Genomic DNA, 20570 nt, shown 5'->3' with positions numbered 1-20570 from the left:
CATATTAGTTTACATAATAATTATGATGTATTCTTTATTGCTTATTGCGATGCTTGGTTAAGAGCTTTTAGAAATACTTCTGTTGGTTGTGCGCCAGATACCGCGTATTTTCTATCAATGACAAAGAAAGGTGCTCCTGTAATCCCTAATTGTTTTGCGGCGGCTTCATCTGAACGCACTTCGCCAGCATATTTGGAGGAATCATGGAGAACGGCCATTGACTCGTCCCTATTCATTCCAACGGATTCTGCAATATCTGCTAAAGTATCATGGTCGCTAATTAGCTTGGCATCCGTGTAATAAGAATAGAACAGCTTCTCTGCTAATTCCTGATCTTTACCCACAGATTTGGCATATTGGGTTAAACGATGAGCATCAAACGTATTGGTGGGCTTCATTTGGTCAAAATTATACACGAGACCCATTATAGCCGCTTGTTGTCCCAGTTCAGCATTTGCTTTTTTCGCTTGCTCAATGCTCATACCATGTTTTTCAGAAAGTGTTTGATGCATATTTTTGCCTGAGTACATGGATGCTTGCGGATTAAGTTCAAAGCTTCTATATTCGATAACCACCTCATCCTGATGGCCGAATTGCTCCAGTGCAGACTCTAATCGTCGTTTCCCAATATAACAAAATGGGCAAACATAGTCCGACCATATTTCAATTTTCATTTTGAATCCTCCTTCACTAACCACTAATAGTTGAAAGTTGCATTTTTGCCTCTATTATTTGTTATAAATAATAGGCATTTTTTTAATCATTTTTTTGTCACGAGCAGCAGAGTACATGAATTTAGCAACATTTTCTCTGGAAACAGACATTTTAGCCGATTGATCTCCGAAGGAATAGCCATAAGACTGCCCTGTGTATTTAACATTGGGATTAATAATTCGAACGACTGTCCAATCAAGATTCGATTTCTTAATCATTCCTTCCATTTTCTTCATTTCTGCATATCCGTTTGGAAGGAGCACTTTGGCTAAAACACCTGGAAGTATCGTGGACACATTTTTCTTATCGTCATCGGATTGCAAAGCTGGCGTCGCAAGTGTAATGAACCTTTTTTTGTTATGTTTCTTCATAGCCTTAATGATCAGTTCGTGTCCGTCAGCAATCGGTGTGCCTTTAAGCTTTCGTGACATATCGGATCCTGGCCCCAATGTGCTGATTACGACATCGGATTCGGCAACGGCCTTCTCGATGGTTGAGCTATTTGAAAGTTCCCCTTGTACAAGACTCAAATTTGGATGTTTGAGGCTGATTTTTTGGGGGTTTCTAACGTATGCCGTAACGAAATCTCCGTGATCTAAAGCTAGTTGTGTTACAAGCTGTCCAATTGCACCACTTGCACCAAAAATAGTGATATTCATATTTTTTTCTTATATCTCCTTTAACATAAATTATTGAACTTAAACTTTATCTTCAGTTACAAACTCTTCTACTCTATCTCTTTTAGTGTACATGTCGTACCAAATATCAGCGATTTTATCCTGAACTCCTGAATTCGGCTGCATCCAGATTCCGATCGAAAGGTGACCTGCATAAACTCCTTTGTCTGCTAATTCGCTGTTCAAATTAAAGATATAATTACGAAGTCCTGAGATTGCAATTCCGACGTTACCCATCCTTGGAACCGGGTGGACTGAAGCACCTCCAGTTGTAAATAACAGAGCACCGCTTTGCTTATCCAACATATCCGGAAGTACTTGTTTAACACTCGATAAAGCACCTAAAACATTATATTGAAATTGGTATAACGCATTTTCTTCAGTTACATCTAATGTTGGCGCTACAGAGTCAAAGCTCGGCGTTGGACTGTACTCAAGAACATCAATAAATCCGTACTTCTCTTTAACAGCAGCAAATGCCTTCTCAATTTGTTCTTTATTCAATATGTCCGCTTGAAATGAGGCAGCTTCGATTCCCAATTGTTCTAATTCAATAACCAGTTGGTTCAACTTTTCTACATTTCGAGCAATAAGCGCTACGCGAAAGCCATTTTGTCCGAATTTTTTTGCAATGGACATTCCTAAACCTGCTCCTGCTCCAACAATCGCTATCGTTTTCATTTAAAATCTCTCCTTTAGTTAGAGTTAATTATCAACCAGATAAATAATGGTCAACGTGTTGTATATTTATCTTTTGTTTATTATGATTAATAAAAGGTCAGCCATCAATGTTTAATAATTTTGATTTTGAGAGATAAAATACAGTTTGAGTCCAAATGTCGTATATCTAACAAAAAAAGTTAAGGGAATGGAGTCATAATGAACAAAAAAACCGATTTGCGTATCCTTCGCTCCAAACATTCGATAAAAAAGGCGTTTATAGAACTTCTTAATGAAAAGGGATATGAAGGGATTACGATTCAAGATATAGCTGATAAAGCGATGATAAACCGAAATACATTTTACCTTCATTATCAGAACAAACCCGATTTGTTAAATGTATCTATGGACGAATTATTAGAAGAATTAAATAATACACTCACTCTTTGTTCAAGCAGCAAATCTCCTATAAGCGGCACTATGCTTGAACAATTAATGCAAACCATACTTGAGAAAATTAAGGACAATATTCCCTTTTACAAAGCACTGTTACTGGATGAGAATAGAATATATGGTTTTCAATCAAAGATGGAAGAAATTATAAAAAATACAGTGGAAGATGGCTTGCATAATACGCCCCTGAAGATTTCAAAGGACTTATTGCTCCAATATATCGCATCTACTTTTATGGGCATTGTAATATGGTGGGTTAAAAATGATTTTTCGTATACTCCAAATGAACTCGCTTCTCAATTCGGAAAAATTCTAACTCATGGACACTTAAAAGCCGCAGGTATTTCAAACGACGGTTAAAGTGATCCATGCTTATGAACGATAGCCGGGGAGATAGAACAGAACAGGAGCCCTCGAATGAGGGCTCCTGTTCTGTTCTCCGCGTAGACATTATAATATCTGCCCGTATAGAAGCTTCACTTTATCTTGCTTTTTTGCTTTCGAAGCCCTGTGATATGAAAGCGAGTGCCTTGTGCATGAGCATTGTCCTCTACCGGGTTATTCATGTCTTGTTGACAGGTACCCTCTGGCATTCCCTTTTTCTTTCGCATTTTCTGCACAATGAAATCACTTATGCCAATCAGACAAACCAATAGCAAGCTGATAAAAAAACCGGGCCGACTCAGGCTGTGAAACAGTGTTCCTATTACAGCCGAGCTGATTAATACAAGACCTGTCCACCGTTTGAGTACGTCCAACGTTCGTGATTCCAATAAGCGAGCTGAAGAAAGCAGGATGAACAGCCAGTTATACATCAGCATTAACCCCGCAGCAGTAGTTATATATTCGTATACTTTTCCTGGTAAAAGAAGTGACATTATAATCGTTCCGATCAAACCGCATCCAATCAAAGAAAGTGCAAAAAGGGGATATTTGTCCTTCCATTTCCGTGAAAATATCTGTGGAGCATCACTCTCCTGTGCAAGTGTAATCATCATGGACGTTACCGCATAGAGCGATGCTGTCATTGTGGAAAATCCGGCAACAATCAATACCCCATTGAACACATGTGGTACAAAGGCGAGATGATCACTGCTTAGTGCAAGCACAAATGGACTTTCCTTAGGATTAAACGCGCTTAATGGAACCATCGTAAGTGCGAGTCCGATGGATACGATATATACAATAGACAGCGCAGTAAGCATGACTTTGCCCGCCTTTGGTGCATCTTCCGGCTTCTCTAGTCGATATGACATAATACCTAGCACTTCGATTCCACCATAAGCATAAAACGCAAACAGAAATGCGGACCACAATCCCAGACCGCCTTTAGGAAAAATAGAAGCCATGTCCATAGGCACTTTATGAGCATACTTTGTACCACCAATCCAGCCGGCGAGCAAAGCGATGGCAAGAACTAAAAACATAATAATCGCGGCAATTTTGATGATAGCCAGTACATTTTCCACCCGATCGAAACCCTTGTTTCCAAAGAAAACAATACATAATCCAACCAGCCCGAAGCCTGCAGCGAAAATCCACAAAGGCACTGACGGGAACCAGAAACGTGAAAATATAGATAACGCCGTTAACTGACTCCCCATAATAAGCAATTCGGAAAACCAGTAGACCCAGCCACTGGCAAAACCTGCCCAAGCGCCAAATGCCTTCTTCGCATAAGAGCGGAACGAGCCTTGCTCTGGTTGCTTGGAGGTCATTCGTGCCAGAGCATCGAAAACGATATATGTACCTACAGCGGCCAGAGCATACGCGATTAGTACAGCTGGGCCGCCAATTGAAATCGCCAGACTTGAGCCCAGAAAATATCCGGTTCCTATCGTCCCCGCTACACCTAACAAACTGAGCTGCCACCATTTCAGTTTCTTTTCTGCTGTGGAATTGGTTGAGCCCTGTGACATTTCGTCAATCCTTTCCGATGTTATTTAATCATTAAAAGGTAGCGTACCCTTCTTAGACCAAAACATCTCACTGAATTTTTCTAAAAATCTAACATCATAATATACAGGTAAATTCAAACACATAGGAGGAACCTAAATACTTCTTCACAACACAGTTCATACATCGACCAGCCGTACAACACACCTAACATTTCGATTCAAGGTCAAGGCCAGTCTTTCGGCAGCTTTCAAATCAGCATCGCCAATAAATCTCTGCATACTGTACTGGTTATGCCAAAGCAAGAGCCCGAAAATCGGGCTCTTTTTTTGTTATATTTGCTGCTCCAATTGAAAAAGAGCTCCCTATGCAGTGGACAGTCACCAATTTCCTTCCGGGCCGATATCCTGTAAGTAAAAGGAGGACTGTTGATGCAACTGTTGTTTTCTTCTGCTGACATTGAACATAACGGAGAAGCTCTTGATCTCTGGAAAAAAGATGCTCACCATCTCTTCTCCAAGAAGATGAGTGATCGGGAAGCCCGTTTTCCATGCATTCCTGCTACACAGGCATACGCATTAGGCCATCTACGCTATGGATTTATAAACCGATCCGGCAAAACAACTCCGGCTGAGCAGCTGTCTCGTGTGGTGCAGGAATACGGAGCTTCCTCGCGTTCATTCGGAGATTACTCATCACTGGTCATCTTTTTCGAGCAAGAGGAGCATACCGAGGATGTTCTTACTTATGAAAAGTCGTTCTGGAGTCTGCTAAGCGAGATTCGAAGCATGGATAACACACCTTGGCCAGAAGACATTCCAGAGGACCCGGAAAATCCGCTGTGGGAATTTTGTTACAATGATGAACGTTACTTTGTATACTGTGGCACACCAGCACATACTGCGAGACAAAGCAGACATTTTCCATATTTCATGCTGGCTATGACCCCACGCTGGGTACTTGATTTGTGGAATGAGCAGCCACAGCGAGCTGCCGCAATCGGGCCTAGAATCCGTGCTCGTCTCGCTGCGTACGATACTATTCCCGCGCATCCTGAGTTAAAGCAATACGGAGCCGAGGGAAATCTGGAGTATAAACAGTATTTCCTTCGCGACGATGATACAGCTCCCACTAAATGCCCATTTCTGCGATCCCTGCAACAGCAGGAAAAAGAATAATATCCTTCGTAAGCGAGGTATTCTAAACAAGCTCTCCCTCGAATAAGCTGTATACCAGCCACTGGCATGAGGAGAGCTTGTATTTTTTACAAACAACGTAAACCGTCATTGTCGTCTAACTACTGGACAAGCTTTCTTTTCGTCAGCTCATCTCATTGGAAAGGGTATGACTATGGAAATCTATATCAAATTCATTCTTATTGGTTTGGCTGTTGCCATGCCTGTCGGAGCAATCACCGTTGAGATGACCAAGCAGGGATTAAGAAATGGATTTACACATGGATGGGCTGTTGGTCTGGGTGGTATGACCGTGGATGCCGCCTTAATCCTGGCTATGTACTTTGGCTTTGCTTCCCTGCTATCGCTTCCATACATACAAATTCCGCTATGGCTTGCAGGTGCAGGAGTTCTGGCCTATCTGGGCTATGACTCCATCCGTCATTCCGATCTTCCTCTGAACGGTGCAGCGGATAAGACCGGCAAAATCAATGCATCTTTTTGGCGAACCTATCGTAACGGTTTATTTGTCGCTGTCTCCCCGGGTAATCTCATTTTTTGGATCTCTGTTTTCGGTACAGTTCTATCGGATTCCTATCAATCCACGGGTCAGCTCAGCTTTATGATCGCGGCAATCGGCATATTATGCGGCATTTTACTGCATGATCTGGGACTGCTCTCCATTGTGTCCGTTACTCGCAAAATGATGAGCTCGCGAATGATTCAGCTCGTATCCAGCCTGGCAGGTGTACTGTTGATCGGTTTTTCCTTTTACTTTTTGTACAAGTTTGTCATGGCCGTCTGGCAGTATATTTAAAACATCTCATTTCGCTCACCTATGTCTCAACCTTTGCCAATCTCACATCGTTTGTACATCGTTTATTTAGAGGGGCTGCTCTTTCATCTTGAAAGAAGCAGTCCTTTTACTTTGGTTACTTCCGTATGAAGCTAAGCTCAGCGGTGGATAAATGAGGTTGACTCTGGCCTTTGAGTGTGAGACTTCCTTTATACGAGTTGTCTGAATATATGGAGAGCTTTAGTTTCTTTTTGGTGTGAAGAAGCAAGGGAGATGACTGCTCTTTTATTGTGAATTTTTCATATATTGAAATAGTATAAAAAACTGCATACAATTAAAAAAGGCAAGTCTTTTAAAATCGACTTTGCCTTTTCGTTGATTTCTTATTTTCCAGTATACTCTAATGCTAAAATTTCAGTCGAAAAGTAAACAGCTCCTCCAACTGTTCCTGCACTTCATAGAACACATTTAATACTTGATCGGCATAAGCACCAAGAGCATATCTGCAGACGGTATAATGTGTCCATTCTACTGTTATTGGCACCGGAATATGCCACATTAACCCATCTCGTAATGTATCCAAATTTTCGAAATACAATTTCTCCAGACCAAGCTGTCGATGAAAAACGTTGTACAGCTCTTCACGTGTGGTTATGTCGCAACCCTGAATAGTAATCTTGTTCATAGCGTTTGTCCTCTGATGTTATTCAATTCTAGTCATGTTCTCCTACCGTTTTTCGCCGATTGGCAATAAAGAGCGCAGCAATCATGACCAGGATGGCGATAGACCACCAAAATGTTTTGAGTGCATCATCATAATCAACGATGATTAATCGAATGACGGCTGTAATGCCAATGTAAAAAAAGTAACGGAGCGGAAAATGAAAACCGGACTTGAAGTATTTGATAATTAACGCGATGAACTCGAAGTATAAGAAAAATACAAGCAATTCGGACAACATTTCATAATAACTGTCCGCTCTGTTAAACAAGGACTTATATACGAAGGTCACAATGTACCACGTCTCACTGATTAGAAGTACGCTCAAAGCAATGGCGAGAAAGAAAAGACATAAATTTAATAAACCTTGTAACAGCTGTGGCACTTTCTGGAATTGGAAAGGAATCTTCATCATTTTTGCTCCTATATTCATTTTTTCATGGTGTCTTTTCAGCAAGCTGAATCCGGGTATTCCAGAAACGAAGCACGGTCTTATAGATCGTATTGTCCTGTGAGCTATAGAATTGCCCCTGCATCCGCGACATCATCCTAGCTATGCTTCGTTCACCAAGACGGGTGCTTTCAGTGGTGCTGTCTGTTGCTTTAATTGTATTACTGATATGAATCTCGAATTTTTCCCGATCAGAACCAAAGGTGATATTAACCGTTTCCTGCCGATCCGCATATTTCAACAGATTGGACATGATATTATCGAAGACACGACCCAGTTCCTCCATATTTACATCAATAAACGTATCTGGCAGTTCCCCCGTAATAGAGACTCGAAATTGCTCCTGGTGAAGAATCGACATCTGATCCGAGATCAGATCATAGATCACTTCCTTGACCGCAACACTTTCCAGATCGGCCGCATGTTCTTTATCCAGCAGGAAATAATCAAAGAGATTATCCGATAACGTCTTTAGCTGCAAAGCTTTTCCATATGCACTCGCAATATAACGTCCTTGATCTGTTACGATCGGAACGTCCTCTTGCTTGGCGAATTCCAGATACATGATCAACGAAGTCAGCGGTGTACGCATATCATGCGACATTTCTGTAACCAGGCTTCTGCTCTCTGCTTGCAGCTTCTCAATCGCCAAAAGCTTGTCCAGAAAAGCTTTGCGCAATTCTTCGATGCTTTCGGCAATCAGCGCGATTTCATCATGGCCTTTGACCGTCATCCGGTAGTCCAGTTCTCCGCCCTCCAGCATGTGAATCTCCTGATTGATTTGCCTCAAATAACGAACTCTGCGGCGAATGCCAAGTAAAACAACTGTTAAAAAGATAAGGGTAGCCCCGATCAATTCTGCTGTAAAGGCCAGGTCATAGTAGCGAGAAGAGTAAAAGCCATCAATGATAACTCTCCCTTCACCATCACTGAATTTAACCGGATGTGAGTGATTCTGCACATATTGATTGACCTTCTCTTTTCCGTATGCTGCTTCATCTGCAGTCGTGTAATTGGAGTCATATTGCAGCAATTGGTCTTTAAAGATCGTAAGCATAATGTAGTTTTCCTTGCGCACCCACTCGCCAAAAGCTTTCCGATCCGTCGAAGCCAGCTCATTCAATGAAACATACTGGCTGAACCGCTTAATATATCGTGCAGATGTCTCTTGATAATACTCATCAGAGTTCATGTAACTGTCGATTAAGTCATTACTGATCTTTTGCAGGGTCAGAAAAACGATACCACTTGCGAAGGCAGCCACCACAATCAGTAAAGCCAGTTTTTGATTCAATGTAAATTTACGATGTGCCAAAGCGGTAGCCTCTTCCCCATTCTGTTAATATATAAACCGGTTGTGCCGGATCATCCTCAATTTTTGCGCGCAGCTTGCGAATATGAACCATCACTGTGTTATTGGAGCAATAAAAATAAGGCTGGCCCCACACGCTTTCGTATATATTTTGTGCGGAAAATATTTTGCTTCGTTTGCTCATCAACAATTTGAGTATGCGATATTCCAGATCAGACAGCCTGAGCTGCTCGCTCTCCTTCCACACCTCATTAAACTGATCACTCACTCGCAATTTGCCCGCAACATGAAAAGTCTCCTCATGATCCGTTTTTTCCTGATATACGGTATATCTTCTTAACTGTGCAATGACCCTGGCATGCAGCTCCTCTTCCGAGAACGGTTTGCTCATATAGTCGTCTCCACCAGCTAAAAGCCCTTCCGTTTTGTCCAATACGCTTGATCTGGCTGTCAGGAATAATATAGGCACATTGGACGTCCTTCGAATCTGCTTGCAAGTATCAATGCCCGACATACCAGGCATCATGATATCCAGAATAACCAGTCCTAGTGAACTGTCCACGAATTGCAGAGCTGTTTCCCCATCTGTTGCTCTTAACACCTCATACCCTGCTCTTCTAAGCGATTCTTGCAGCAGATCCCCGATATCCAGATCATCCTCTACGACTAATACTCTATGGCTCATACTTTCTCACCTCATGCTCTTGATGATGCAATTGATTGTGTGCCCTACTATATTTCGTCAATACGACAGGTATTCATTACAGGTTACATCGTAAATCTTAACAGTTTATGAAACGGAGAAATTGACACTGATCCGTCACAAGTTCCGGGAAAAATATGGAGCCTTCATAAATGGTTAAGATTTTTTTCTTATATTTACCATTGTAAGGGTCTTGCTTATGCCTCTGGCAGATCCGAACAACACGTTTCAATCATAATAATATAGAAAGGAAGTATGGATATGACTTTATTGAAAGACGGCCATGGACAGCCCATGGGTCTGCAGGAACGCCTTCATTTTCTGGATATCGTACGTGGCTTTGCCATGCTGGGTATCATTATTGTTAACTATTTTCTTATCGTCGATTCTGTAAAAGGGTTCGAGATTTCGTCGGATGATCCGGTACATAATCTGGTCTCCTGGTTTGTTGAAGGTAAGTTTATTACGCTGTTTTCTTTCCTGTTCGGGGTTGGATTTATGATTTTTATGGATCGAGCAGCACAGAGGGTAGCGTATCCAAACAGACTTTTCATCCGCAGATTGATGATTCTGTTAGGTTTTGGTCTGTTGCACATTACTTTTGTATGGGTCGGTGACATATTGAGCTATTATGCGATTGCAGGTTTGCTGCTGCTTGTTTTCTACAACCGTTCAGCACAAACATTGCTGCGCTGGATCATCACATTCATTGTTGTTCAATGTCTGGCCCCCGTGCTTGGTTTAATCCTCAAGGCGTTCAGTAGCAGCGCTCCCACTGATCTGAATTTTGCAGATTTCTCGCTGAACAGTCATAGCAGCGAACTTTCCTATATCCAATCCATCGGTGCTCGCTGGGCTGACATGTCGTTTATGGCTTCAAGTTCTTTTTTCACCGTCTATTCTATGTTCATTATGTTTCTGCTGGGCATGTATTTTGTCAAAATGAAATGGTTTCAGAACATGGAGCAAAAAAAACAGACCTGGAAGCGAATTTTTCTTATTAGCTTCATCGCTTATCTCATTACGCTGAGCAGCACACTGCTCGGCACACTTGTTCCTTTTGACAATACACTTATGATGGAGCTTTCCTCTGTAGTAGGTCAAATCAGTGGATTGACTGGAAGTATGTTTTACATGAGCACACTTGCCATGCTCTTCCTGTATGCTCCCTTTCTACGCCGTGGACTCATGATTTTTGGCCAAGTAGGACGGATGTCATTAACTTGTTATTTACTTCATTCGATTATCGGTACGATTCTTTTTCTGGGTTATGGCTTTGGGCTTGCTGAGAAGGTTCAGCCGATTCATGTACTGTTCATTAGCTTTGCAGTATACGCCCTGCTGGTCGCCTTCAGCACGTTCTGGCTTAATCGTTATAAGAGCGGCCCGATGGAATGGATCTGGCGCAGATTAACTTACGGAGGTATGAAAACAAGCCCCGCCGCCTCCAGACCTCATGTCATTCCATCCATTCACAAATAAGTCGTTACAGTGTGCGAACACGCCCCCTCTTCTGTTCAGGGGGCTTACTCTTTATAGTTCGCTGAATTGGATTTGATTTTTGGTGGAGAAGGTGGAAAGGCCCTCCTTATGACGGATATTATTTTTTGCTATATTATTGTGAATTTTTCATATGTTGAAAATAAGTAATATTTTAGACGTTTAAACTTAACATGTTAGTTGGCGTTTTAACACAAAAAAATCCCCTTAGCCTTATTGCCAAAGGGATTTTCCGCTTGTTCATATACGGTTTGCTTTGTTTCGCACCACTCCAGCCGTTCAGATCCGGCCTGTCCAATCCTTGGCTGCAACCTGCTTCCAGCGCGCTCGGATTGCATCATATTGTTCCTGTGGAAGCGGCCCTTATTTAACAACAGCTCGACATCGGCTCTCGATGCATCACGGATCTCGGATCCGCCAAAACCAAGTGTACTGACTTTCATGCCGGTATTTCCATAATTACGCAGCTCCATTGTGATCGTCCTCCATATCAAATAGTGAACTATGCAGAATTCATGCATCATGTAATAAAGTTACGTTGAACTCACCATCGTTTCTGACTTCTCTCATCTCATCGTTGTCATATGTTATTAACCTATTATAAGCAACGCGGCACAATTTTTTATTTATCTTTTTGGGGTATAGATTGATAAGGTTACCCTTTCCGGCTCCTCTACCCTAAAAACCATAAATCGACATCCCGCCATCCACCAATAAGGTTTGTCCTGTAATATACCCCGCTGCATCTGAAGCAAGAAAAACAACGGGCCCCACCACTTCTGGAAGCTCACCCACACGGCCAAGTGGTGTTCGGCTGACAATCTCCTGCAAATACTGGGCATCATCTAGCAGCTTCTCGGTCAGCGGCGTTCTGAAATACCAAGGGCCAACTGAATTCACACGAATACCGTATTTCCCCCACTCCATCGCCAGTACCTTCGTCATATGAATGAGCGCCGCTTTCGTGGAGCCGTATACTACGCCTGTTCGAAGCGCGGTATGTCCTCCTACCGATGAAATGTTGATGATTTTGCCATCTCCATAAGCCTTCATATGCTGACCCGCTAGCTGCGAAGCAAAAAAAGCCGATTTGAGATTCGTTTGCATAATGGTTTCCCACTGCTCCTCTGTCACGTCCAGCGCAGGCGTGCGAATATTCATCCCCGCATTGTTCACAAGAATATGAATACGCCCCATCTCGGAAATAGCCTTCTGAAATGTGACCTCCAGCTGCTCTTTGCTTGTCACGTCAGCGCTTAGCGCCAGAGCTTTACGCCCTGTTCTCTCCGCAATGAATGCCGCTGTTTCTTCAATTTCCTTCATTGTACGGGATACAAGCACCACATCGCTTCCCGATTCCGCCAGTCCGATGGCAATTGCTTTACCAATGCCTCTACCTGCACCCGTCACCAGTGCTGTTTGTCCATCAAGTTGAAATGCCGGTACATTCATTGTTTATAAGCTCCTTTTATCTATAGTCCGATAACCGTTTCATCGCAGGTTCATATGTATCAGGTCAGAAAATACTGGCTGGGATTACCAAGCTCGGGATGAAACTTTTCGCGGAAACGTCCCCCGGTATAATCTCCAATAATTTTACGCCAGAACGCCTGCGCAATCACATTGTTTCGTACTTGTGTGACTTTCCATCTCCCCGGAAAACGTCTGAATAACTCGTACGCTGCACTGGTCCCTACCCCGCTCCGTCTGTACTTTTGCATAACAAAAAACTCGGTCAAATAATAATCGTTATCCTTGCTTCCCGGATCTAATTTCTCTACGAGGGCGAACCCTGCCGGTGTTCCGTCACCTGTAATCAGAAAAGGAAATTTGCGATCCTTCTCTGTCCAAAAAGCGTCCAAACCCGGATACTCTGGAAAAATACCATCCTGATCTACATCAATATTCAGATATTTCGTAAAATCATACAAATAAAACTGCATGAGATGCCGAATGACCTGACTACGTTCACGGGGAACCAGCTCGATCCGTATATTCATTAGGTCCGCCTCCTCTTGTATCTGCATATTTACAACTGTAAAGCTTTATTAGTTGAAGGGCAACCATGGGCCAACATTAACGCTGTAGAGCCTGATTCGCAAAGCATAAAAGAGTGATCATTCGTGACCTCGAAGCAAATCAAGCCAGATGATTCATGTAAATTATGGTACACTAAATAGAGCTTGCCTCATTTGACTGGTTTAGATTTTCCTCTTAGCGAATAGTCTTGATAGAGGAGTACGTTTTTCATTTTTTTTGATAAAAAACATGTACACATGGAGGTGCCGAACTTGACCAACGTGCAAAAAGAGATTGACCGACGCAAACTGGATGAAAAGCTGCCTTCTATGCCCTGGTTTGTTCAGCAATTCATTGACTATAAATTACCCGATCTGTCGCCGTCCACGCTGCTGGAATATTTAAGAGACTATGATACTTTTTTCACCTGGTTACGTGCAGAAGGTTTGTCTCAGGCTGACTCGAATCAAAGCGTGACCTTAACCGAACTTGAGGTGCTGCGTATGGATTCCGTTACGGCCTATCGGTTATATCTCACCACCAGACGCGAGGGAACGAATTCGAGAATTACCGTTTCACGTAAACTGTCCTCTCTCCGCTCCTTATTTCATTATTTAAGCCAGATTGCGGAGGATGAAGAATTCTATCCGCTGCTTAAACGGAACATTATGGCCAAAATCGAAATCAAGCGCACGCATAAACCGAAGGACACCGCTGCTAAACTCAAAGGCAAAATTCTCGAAGAAGACGAGTTGCTTGAATTCATCGGTTATATCCTGGAAGGGTATGCGGTAGATATGCAGAAGAACAAACAGGCCTTATACTCACATGAGCTGAACAAGGAGCGCGATGCTTGCATTGCCAGCCTCATATTGAACTCGGGTCTGCGGGTATCCGAAGTGGTCAACCTGAATGTGGACGATCTGGACCTGGGCAACAAGCTGCTTTATGTTTACCGCAAAGGTAACAATGATGAAACGTTCAAAACGCCCGTTTATTTCAGGGAGCAAGCCAAAGATGAGCTCGCAACCTACATGAGCCTGCGTCAGACACGTTACCGCACCCCTAAACGGGAAAAAGCACTTTTTATCGCACTACGCAATGGAGAATCGGAAGGCAGCCGCATGACCAAACGCGCGATTCAGGCCATGATTATGAAATATGCCAAGTGTTTTGGCAAGCCTTACCTGACGGTGCATAAATTACGTCATTCCTTCGCAACAGACTATTATTTGCAAAATGATATCTATAAAACAAAAGAGCAGCTTGGACATGCTTCCACCGAAACAACCGAGATATATGCTCATCTGACCGATAAAACGATGTCTGAAGCGATTGAACGTCGTCTGGAAGATAACGCGTAATGCGTTATTCTTCCGAGCTTGGACGTAAACATGTCATTCTACTCTTTCGGTTTACTGTTTACACTGATACCTAAATTTTTCGTATGATGCAATCCAGTCAATTTTATGGTTTACATAATAATAGTTACGTATAGATTTAGCTTGATTCGATCAATCCATTTAAATCATTGCTTATCTACTCACAGGATCTGGCACGTCCAACTTCATATTACTTTTCATAACCCGTTCCTTGCCAAAACCCGTTCGGCATGAAGTGTGAAGCTTCCCACTTGCGTATTATGCTCCTAACGATTCGAGATAAGCTTATTTAAGCAAAATAGTGCTGCTAGGAATTGTAACGATCTCAAGAAAGCTTATTTCACTGAAAACAAAGCAAAAACGCCCATTTTCACCTTAAATTCTCGAAATAGAGTTTGCTGAGATCGTTAGAAGTATAAACCATGTAATATCGCTTAAATAGCGTTACTGGGAATCGTTAGGACAAAAAACTCCCTATGGCCCCAAATCACTACTCTAAGCTCCATCATCTTTATCTATATGTTTATCATCGACTATATTAAAAGTTTGCATTGTACCCGGCTCTTTACCCGCCGGCCTGTTCAGCTGAACCACAGCTTCCACAATTGTCTGCTTGTCATTGAACAGGAAGCTTGAGAAGCTCTTATCCCCTCTGCTTTCGGCTTCCTCCAATAAGTCCGGTGACCAAAATACAATGCCAACGACAGATTGAAGCTGGTTGACCAATGCCAGGTCATTCGCATGCCTCACCATTACCAGCTTGGGATAGGCAACATCCTTGAACCCTTCGATTACAACCCAATCATACTGACAAAATTCCTTCAGCATGTCCTCCAGTCTGGTATGTTGTTGTTTCACAACCGCCGTTCTATGGGAAGACATTACAGCCACGGCAACCGCACCTGCTTTACCAAACTGATACGAGTCCGTGCCCTCCTGATCCATCTCAAAATGATCATGGCCATCATGCTTGATGGCAGCAACCCGCAACCCTTTGGTGGCAAGCCCGGCGATGAGTGAAGCAGTCATTGTGGTTTTGCCTGTATTTTTGTACCCGACAACCTGAATGATGTGAGGTGAGGCAGCGTCCATTCCCTTTTCCTTCATCATCACCAGCTACCTCGCTTGCCCGGCGGGAAGCCTGAGGATGGTCACTTGTTCTCCTGCGGCAATGCCTTTTTTCTCAGGTGGAACAACAATCAGACAATCGCTATCTTTAATCGTGATCATGACGCTGGATTCATCTACACGAGCAGCAGCCGGCACAGCGTAGACTTTGCCATCACGAATGATCGTACGTCCGCGTACAAAACGTGTGAAATTGTTGACTTTATCGTAGCCATCCTGCAGAATTGCCGTCCATTCCTCCAGATAAGGTTGAGCATCCGCCTGCATCGCACGCAGAGTCGGTCGAACAAACAGATTAAAACCGACAAAACAGGCCCCCGGATTACCTGATAATGCAAATAATAGCTTGTTCTTATAAACGGCAGCCGTGGTCACGCTTCCGGGTCTCATGGTGACTTTATTAAAAAGCATCTGCATCTGCTCTTCTAGCACAAGCTCCCCCATAATATCGTAATCGCCTACAGACACACCACCTGTTGTAACAACCAAATCATTGTCGCGGATCGCTTCCTCCAGCTTGGCTCTTGCTGTGTTCACATCATCGGCAATCGCTCCGTACATCACTGGCTCTCCACCCGCTTCAACCACAAGAGAACGCAGCATATAACTGTTACTGTTCCGTATCCGGCCGGGCTGCAGCGGCTCATGCACTTCAAGTAGTTCGGTTCCTGTTGCAAAAATTGCCACCTTCGGGCGCTCAAACACAGGTACATCGGCTAGCCCAAATGTCGCCAGCACAGACTGTTCACCTGCCCCGATTACCGTGCCCGCTTCAAGCAGCAGCTGCCCCTCCTGAACCTCCAGCCCGATCGGGGTAATATTCGCTCCCGCCTGAATCTGACGTTTCAAAGCAATCCAGTGCTCACCTTGCTCCTGTTTGCTTTCGGTCATCTCCATCATCACTACGGCGTCCGCACCTTCCGGCACTTGTGCCCCTGTCATGATTCTGGCTGCTGTTCCGGGTGTAATGATATGTTCAGAAGTGTATCCGCACGGAATCTCGTCAATTACACGGAACCACACTTGATGCTCACTTCCAGCCTGGAGAGTATCTGTGCTTTGAATCGCAAAACCATCCATACCTGATCTGCGGAAAAAAGGATATGCATGTGGTGCTGTAATGCTATTGGCCAACGTGCGCCCGTGCGCATCTGCAAGGGAAACATATTCGATCCGGCCTGTTGCAACATGGGAAGCAATTCTGGCCTGTGCCTCATGTACTTGTACAGCTGTACGCTGGAATTTTGCGGTGCTCATCTCATAGGAATGCGAACTTGGTTTCACTGTAAAGTACCTCCTGAAGTGGTGATCTCATTTAAGAAAGTGTATCCCGAATACGGGTAGATGACAAGTCGATACCTCACTGTATCCCACGCCAAAATGAAAAACGATCTTACTGCACATAATAGCATTCGTTAACAGGAGGTGGGTCCCATGAATATGAGCAATCATTGTGAGTTATGCGGTAGAGAGCCCGTCGAAACAACGGTGCATCATCTGACTCCGAAGGAGATGGGCGGTACATTTCTGCCTACAGCCAATCTATGCATCCCTTGTCATAAGCAGATTCACTCGTTATACACCAATCGTGATTTGATCACACTCGGTCTGACCACACTGGAGGCACTGCGGTCAGATGAGCGTATCGTTCCCTACCTGCGCTGGATACGTAAACAACCCGCTTCCACGATACCTCGTGTACGGAAGTCTCATCACGTCCGCAAAACATAAAAAAACAGTAACACGATGCCTGCTGACACCTTTGTCAGCTCACCATGTTACTGTTCCTTATTTTGCTCTTAGCTTTATGCTGGTTCTCATCTTCAGCCGCCTGGTCTCAGACCGTCATCTTCGCCTCATAATCCGGCCGCCGCCAACGCGGGTTTTTGGCTTTTTATAGGATTTTTTCGGAGAATCAAACAAACCACCCAAGCCGCCGCTGCTTTTGTTACGATCGATGCTGCCTCTGCTCTGATCTTTCTTTCGGTCAAACAAACCGCCGCCAGAACCAACGCTTGTATCCTTGTCACTTCCACGTCTTGTAATTGAACCTTTGCGTTCAACGGTGAGTGGCGGAGCCAGTTTTTTATCATTGCTCGTAGGTGCCCGGTATGATCCGGCGCTCGGTTTATACGTATCACGTTCTGTATAACCCCGATAGTTGCCAGACCCGCGCCCCCCGAAAGTATCAAACAGATTACCGATTAGCGTTGCTGTCAGATACCCTTGTAAAAAGGAAGAGCTGTAGTTCTGCCGAACATATTCCTTGGAATCCACCTCAACCAGTGTATCTTCCGGTTTCTTGGGGTCCTGCTGCAGGTGGTAATATTGATCGGAATATACCAGGAACATTCGCTCCGTGCTCTCGGCAGAGATTTGATCCGGCTTCCGCTGATCGGAAAGCTCCTGAGCAACCTCTGGCACGGTGCGATCGGCAGCACGGTACACATAAGATGTGGACTGGCCGCTGCCGCTGACCGATTCAAGCGGGTAGTTCTCCTGAACCGAAGGGGCTGCCCCGCACGCAGACAGCAGAGACATCACAAGGCTGAGGACCAGCATTAGTTTTAATCCATGTGCCAAGCGTTTTTTCATTGGAACCTCTCCTAGTTCGAACGAATCACTTTGATATCCGCAGGAAGAATGGACTCACCCTCATACAGGTTAAACCTTCTGTCTTGCCATTCCACACGAAGAAGTTTGTTATCATCCGATTGATACTGCCATACCAGCTGTTCGCCAGCCTGACCATAAGGTGTTCTGCCCACCGTTTGAACCATTCCCCCATACTCCTCCTCCAGATGATACACATGATCATCCAGCTCAAGAATGGTCGGCACTTCATCTGGAGCATCAAGCCTGCCGTCAATAGGAATGTACAGAGCATAACGAGTGATTTCCCGCTCTTCCACATGCAAATACCGGAATGAACTGCCATCCTGCAATGTAAGCACGACGGCATTACGTGCCCGATTCTGCACCCTGCCTACAACTTCGTACGTAATGAGGGACACTTCACAGATATCGCCAGGTTCGAGCTGAAGCATCGTTTTCTCTGCCTTAGGCGGTTCAGGTTTAGCTAGTATTCCTTTAATGCGTTTCCATACACTCATGCCAATTACTCCTGTTCCTTATCTTATAGACAAGCTGCAATAATCAGTGCGCCCACGATATGTAAAGCGCCTGAGAAAAGTCCATATCCCGTTTTGCCCTGCTGTATCCCTGTATCCAGATCCAAAGCAGCCCATCTGCGAATGACGAAATGAACAATACTTTCCAGAATCAACAGAATAACAAAGGAAACCACAGAAACAAGAAGTGCTTCCCCAAGATGTCCAGCCGTTGAGATCGATGTTGCAAGCACGTACCCTTGTGCGAACAGCTTCATAACCATACGCGTGGTTACAGCCATGTTGCCGGCTTTCACCTCGGCAAAATCTTTATACTTCGTAAAGAGTGAATCCACGTACATCAGCAAAAATAGCAAAACCGAACCTGAAGCAGTCCAGACCAGCATCGCCAAAATGTTCAAATCCATTTACACAGCCTCCACTTATCAACATGATTCGCATTTAAAAGCGAAGGAGAAACTTTGTTCTCCTCCGCTGATTAACCCTGCTGACTGCCAAGGTGTTTAGTTTTTATTCTCGTACTGCTTCATCAGAGCAGCAAGTTCGTCTTCAACTGCGGCATCCTTGCCCAGCTTTTCGAACTCTTCATCCAGTGATTTGCCTTTGGAAGACATCTCGTTGCTGGCTTCCGCCTGAGCTTCCATTTGCATCATTTTCTCTTCCATACGTTTCATGCCAGCACTTGCTGTGTCAGAGCTGAATCCGTTCAGCGCTTTGTTGATCTCGGTTTGAGCCTTCGCCGCATTGTAACGGGCAACCAGCGTTTCGCGTTTGTTTTTCATTTGTGTCAGCTGTTTACGCATCTCATCCAGTTTGCCCCGAAGATTGTCAGCAGAAGCTTTGTTCTGATCGTAGCTGGCTTTGTACTCCACCATTTTTTCTTCAGCTGCTTTTTTCTCTTCCAATGCCCGGCGCGCCAGATCCATATTCTGTGCACGAGCTGCTGTGTGGGCCTGCTCTTCACGTTTTTTTACGAGAGCTTCCTGCTCTTCATACAGCTGCTTGAACTTTTTCTCAATGGCAATCTGAGCGGCTACTGCCTTCTCGGCATCCTCCAGATCTTCTTGCATGTCTCGGATATATTGATCGGTCATCTTGATTGGATCTTCAGCTTTGTCGATAATCGCGTTAATATTGGACATCGTCAGGTCACGTAATCTTTTGAAAATGGACATTAGGTTATTCCTCCTAGTGATAGTTCATCGTATATATAGATACATACGCAGCATTCTGTAACTCGTTTCAATTTTAGCACAAAAAAATTAAAACAAGATGAAAGCCTGGTTACCAGAAGCAATTTCTACATCCTATTTATATTCTTTTGTTAGATCGGCTGCTCTTTCTGCAATTCCTTGGACAGCTGCGTTTGCTCCGGCGCCCTGCTCAGTTGTTCGTCCATAAGCTTTTCTGCAGTGTGCACGATTTCGTCGATTTGCATGCGTGTGATGCTGTCAAAATGAATGCCCATAATTACCGTAACGGTAACCTTTAATTGAAGTGCTGCCTTTCGGGCAAGCCGCTCACATAGCTCCTGCTCCTTATGGCCCGGGATGTGCACCGTCGTACCGCTAATGCGCTCCTGCTCCAAATAAAAGGTCGATACAGCTCCGATATGAGCTTGCCCGCCAGTAACCAGAAATACTTTGTCTATTCCGGCTTCAACAACCTCTACTCGAATGGATTTCAAATCATATGTATTCATCCCACTCCACCTGTCCTTCTCTATATGTGATATATGGTGGAATTATGACTTTCTAGACGTCTACTGTGCAATGAGACTTCTCACACACGCATAAAAGCCCCTGTCACAGGGCATACCATAGAGAACGTCATTTCTGAAAAAGGAGGCCGT

The 20570-nt window shown here is 44.0% G+C and carries 24 protein-coding genes; 6 read left to right on the top strand and 18 right to left on the bottom strand.

From position 1 onward, the window contains the following. Window positions 1–41: 41 nt before the first annotated feature. Genes IEW26_RS06685 through IEW26_RS06675 form a run of 3 tightly spaced genes read right to left on the bottom strand, consistent with a single transcriptional unit; the run spans window position 42 to window position 2072 of the window. A complete protein-coding gene (locus tag IEW26_RS06685) occupies window positions 42–674 on the bottom strand; it encodes a DsbA family oxidoreductase (RefSeq protein ID WP_145401905.1) in 633 nt (210 codons plus the stop codon). A 54-nt stretch (window positions 675–728) separates the two neighbouring features. Further along, the gene (locus IEW26_RS06680; protein WP_145401904.1) at window positions 729–1373 is read right to left on the bottom strand and encodes an NAD(P)H-binding protein; all 645 of its coding nucleotides are present in this window, start codon (window positions 1371–1373) and stop codon (window positions 729–731) included. Window positions 1374–1412: 39 nt separating this feature from the next. After that, the gene (locus IEW26_RS06675; protein ID WP_188591787.1) at window positions 1413–2072 is read right to left on the bottom strand and encodes an SDR family NAD(P)-dependent oxidoreductase; all 660 of its coding nucleotides are present in this window, start codon (window positions 2070–2072) and stop codon (window positions 1413–1415) included. Between the two features lie 198 nt (window positions 2073–2270). Here IEW26_RS06675 and IEW26_RS06670 point away from each other — a divergent pair, with 198 nt between their 5' ends. Next, entirely contained in the window at window positions 2271–2864 is a 594-nt protein-coding gene (locus IEW26_RS06670) for a TetR/AcrR family transcriptional regulator (protein WP_188591786.1), read from the top strand. 116 nt (window positions 2865–2980) lie between these two features. Here IEW26_RS06670 and IEW26_RS06665 read toward each other — a convergent pair whose 3' ends face one another. Continuing rightward, a complete protein-coding gene (locus IEW26_RS06665) occupies window positions 2981–4423 on the bottom strand; it encodes an amino acid permease (RefSeq protein ID WP_188591785.1) in 1443 nt (480 codons plus the stop codon). 408 nt (window positions 4424–4831) lie between these two features. Here IEW26_RS06665 and IEW26_RS06660 point away from each other — a divergent pair, with 408 nt between their 5' ends. Together IEW26_RS06660 and IEW26_RS06655 are read left to right on the top strand one after the other, a co-directional pair. Then, window positions 4832–5578: a YqcI/YcgG family protein gene (locus tag IEW26_RS06660; protein ID WP_188591784.1), complete on the top strand. Its 747-nt coding sequence runs from the start codon at window positions 4832–4834 to the stop codon at window positions 5576–5578. A 172-nt stretch (window positions 5579–5750) separates the two neighbouring features. Further along, entirely contained in the window at window positions 5751–6392 is a 642-nt protein-coding gene (locus IEW26_RS06655) for a LysE family translocator (RefSeq protein ID WP_188592366.1), read from the top strand. A gap of 385 nt (window positions 6393–6777) precedes the next feature. Here IEW26_RS06655 and IEW26_RS06650 read toward each other — a convergent pair whose 3' ends face one another. From IEW26_RS06650 to yrkP, 4 genes are read right to left on the bottom strand one after another with little or no spacing between them, the layout of a single operon-like run. Continuing rightward, window positions 6778–7056, bottom strand: a complete 279-nt coding sequence (locus tag IEW26_RS06650) for a barstar family protein (RefSeq protein ID WP_188591783.1) — start codon at window positions 7054–7056, stop codon at window positions 6778–6780. 28 nt (window positions 7057–7084) lie between these two features. Next, the gene (gene psiE / locus IEW26_RS06645) at window positions 7085–7504 is read right to left on the bottom strand and encodes a phosphate-starvation-inducible protein PsiE (protein WP_188591782.1); all 420 of its coding nucleotides are present in this window, start codon (window positions 7502–7504) and stop codon (window positions 7085–7087) included. A 25-nt stretch (window positions 7505–7529) separates the two neighbouring features. Next, window positions 7530–8858: a histidine kinase dimerization/phospho-acceptor domain-containing protein gene (locus tag IEW26_RS06640; RefSeq protein ID WP_188591781.1), complete on the bottom strand. Its 1329-nt coding sequence runs from the start codon at window positions 8856–8858 to the stop codon at window positions 7530–7532. Next, on the bottom strand, window positions 8845–9540 hold the full coding sequence (gene yrkP / locus IEW26_RS06635; protein WP_188591780.1) for a two-component response regulator YrkP: 696 nt from the start codon (window positions 9538–9540) through the stop codon (window positions 8845–8847). Before yrkP ends, IEW26_RS06640 begins: the two co-directional genes overlap by 14 nt. A 279-nt stretch (window positions 9541–9819) precedes the next feature. Here yrkP and IEW26_RS06630 point away from each other — a divergent pair, with 279 nt between their 5' ends. Beyond that, a complete protein-coding gene (locus IEW26_RS06630) occupies window positions 9820–11040 on the top strand; it encodes a DUF418 domain-containing protein (protein ID WP_188591779.1) in 1221 nt (406 codons plus the stop codon). A 206-nt stretch (window positions 11041–11246) separates the two neighbouring features. Here the strand turns inward: IEW26_RS06630 and IEW26_RS06625 are convergent, their stop codons facing one another. The 3 genes from IEW26_RS06625 to IEW26_RS06615 form a co-directional block, all read right to left on the bottom strand. Next, entirely contained in the window at window positions 11247–11531 is a 285-nt protein-coding gene (locus IEW26_RS06625; RefSeq protein WP_188591778.1) for a hypothetical protein, read from the bottom strand. Between the two features lie 205 nt (window positions 11532–11736). Then, window positions 11737–12510 (bottom strand): SDR family NAD(P)-dependent oxidoreductase, encoded by a 774-nt coding sequence (locus tag IEW26_RS06620; RefSeq protein WP_188591777.1) that lies wholly within the window; start codon window positions 12508–12510, stop codon window positions 11737–11739. 59 nt (window positions 12511–12569) lie between these two features. After that, complete coding sequence (locus tag IEW26_RS06615; RefSeq protein ID WP_188591776.1) at window positions 12570–13058, bottom strand: GNAT family N-acetyltransferase; 489 nt, start codon at window positions 13056–13058, stop codon at window positions 12570–12572. A 291-nt stretch (window positions 13059–13349) separates the two neighbouring features. Between IEW26_RS06615 and xerS the strand changes: the two genes are divergently transcribed. Then, a complete protein-coding gene (gene xerS, locus IEW26_RS06610; RefSeq protein ID WP_268237023.1) occupies window positions 13350–14441 on the top strand; it encodes a tyrosine recombinase XerS in 1092 nt (363 codons plus the stop codon). A 513-nt stretch (window positions 14442–14954) separates the two neighbouring features. Here xerS and mobB read toward each other — a convergent pair. Then, a complete protein-coding gene (gene mobB, locus IEW26_RS06605; protein ID WP_188591774.1) occupies window positions 14955–15569 on the bottom strand; it encodes a molybdopterin-guanine dinucleotide biosynthesis protein B in 615 nt (204 codons plus the stop codon). A gap of 6 nt (window positions 15570–15575) precedes the next feature. Then, window positions 15576–16844 (bottom strand): molybdopterin molybdotransferase MoeA, encoded by a 1269-nt coding sequence (locus IEW26_RS06600; RefSeq protein WP_188592365.1) that lies wholly within the window; start codon window positions 16842–16844, stop codon window positions 15576–15578. Window positions 16845–17027: 183 nt separating this feature from the next. Here IEW26_RS06600 and hlpB point away from each other — a divergent pair, with 183 nt between their 5' ends. Further along, a complete protein-coding gene (hlpB, locus tag IEW26_RS06595; RefSeq protein WP_145403646.1) occupies window positions 17028–17318 on the top strand; it encodes an HNH nuclease-like protein HlpB in 291 nt (96 codons plus the stop codon). Window positions 17319–17432: 114 nt separating this feature from the next. Here the strand turns inward: hlpB and IEW26_RS06590 are convergent, their stop codons facing one another. The 5 genes from IEW26_RS06590 to lpdD all read right to left on the bottom strand — a co-directional run bounded on the left by IEW26_RS06590 (window position 17433) and on the right by lpdD (window position 20420). Next, window positions 17433–18182, bottom strand: a complete 750-nt coding sequence (locus IEW26_RS06590) for a DUF4247 domain-containing protein (protein WP_145401889.1) — start codon at window positions 18180–18182, stop codon at window positions 17433–17435. 11 nt (window positions 18183–18193) lie between these two features. Next, window positions 18194–18700, bottom strand: a complete 507-nt coding sequence (locus IEW26_RS06585; RefSeq protein WP_188591773.1) for a DUF4178 domain-containing protein — start codon at window positions 18698–18700, stop codon at window positions 18194–18196. Window positions 18701–18723: 23 nt separating this feature from the next. Then, entirely contained in the window at window positions 18724–19125 is a 402-nt protein-coding gene (locus tag IEW26_RS06580) for a DUF350 domain-containing protein (protein ID WP_145401887.1), read from the bottom strand. A 96-nt stretch (window positions 19126–19221) separates the two neighbouring features. Beyond that, a complete protein-coding gene (locus IEW26_RS06575) occupies window positions 19222–19893 on the bottom strand; it encodes a PspA/IM30 family protein (protein ID WP_111271969.1) in 672 nt (223 codons plus the stop codon). Between the two features lie 149 nt (window positions 19894–20042). Then, a complete protein-coding gene (lpdD, locus tag IEW26_RS06570; RefSeq protein ID WP_188591772.1) occupies window positions 20043–20420 on the bottom strand; it encodes a prenylated flavin chaperone LpdD in 378 nt (125 codons plus the stop codon). Between the last annotated feature and the right edge of the window lie 150 nt (window positions 20421–20570).

Source organism: Paenibacillus silvae (genome assembly GCF_014639235.1).
Taxonomy (GTDB): domain Bacteria; phylum Bacillota; class Bacilli; order Paenibacillales; family Paenibacillaceae; genus Paenibacillus; species Paenibacillus silvae.
The sequence above is the reverse complement of the archived record's forward strand: the minus strand, read 5'-3'. Positions and strand labels throughout refer to the sequence as shown.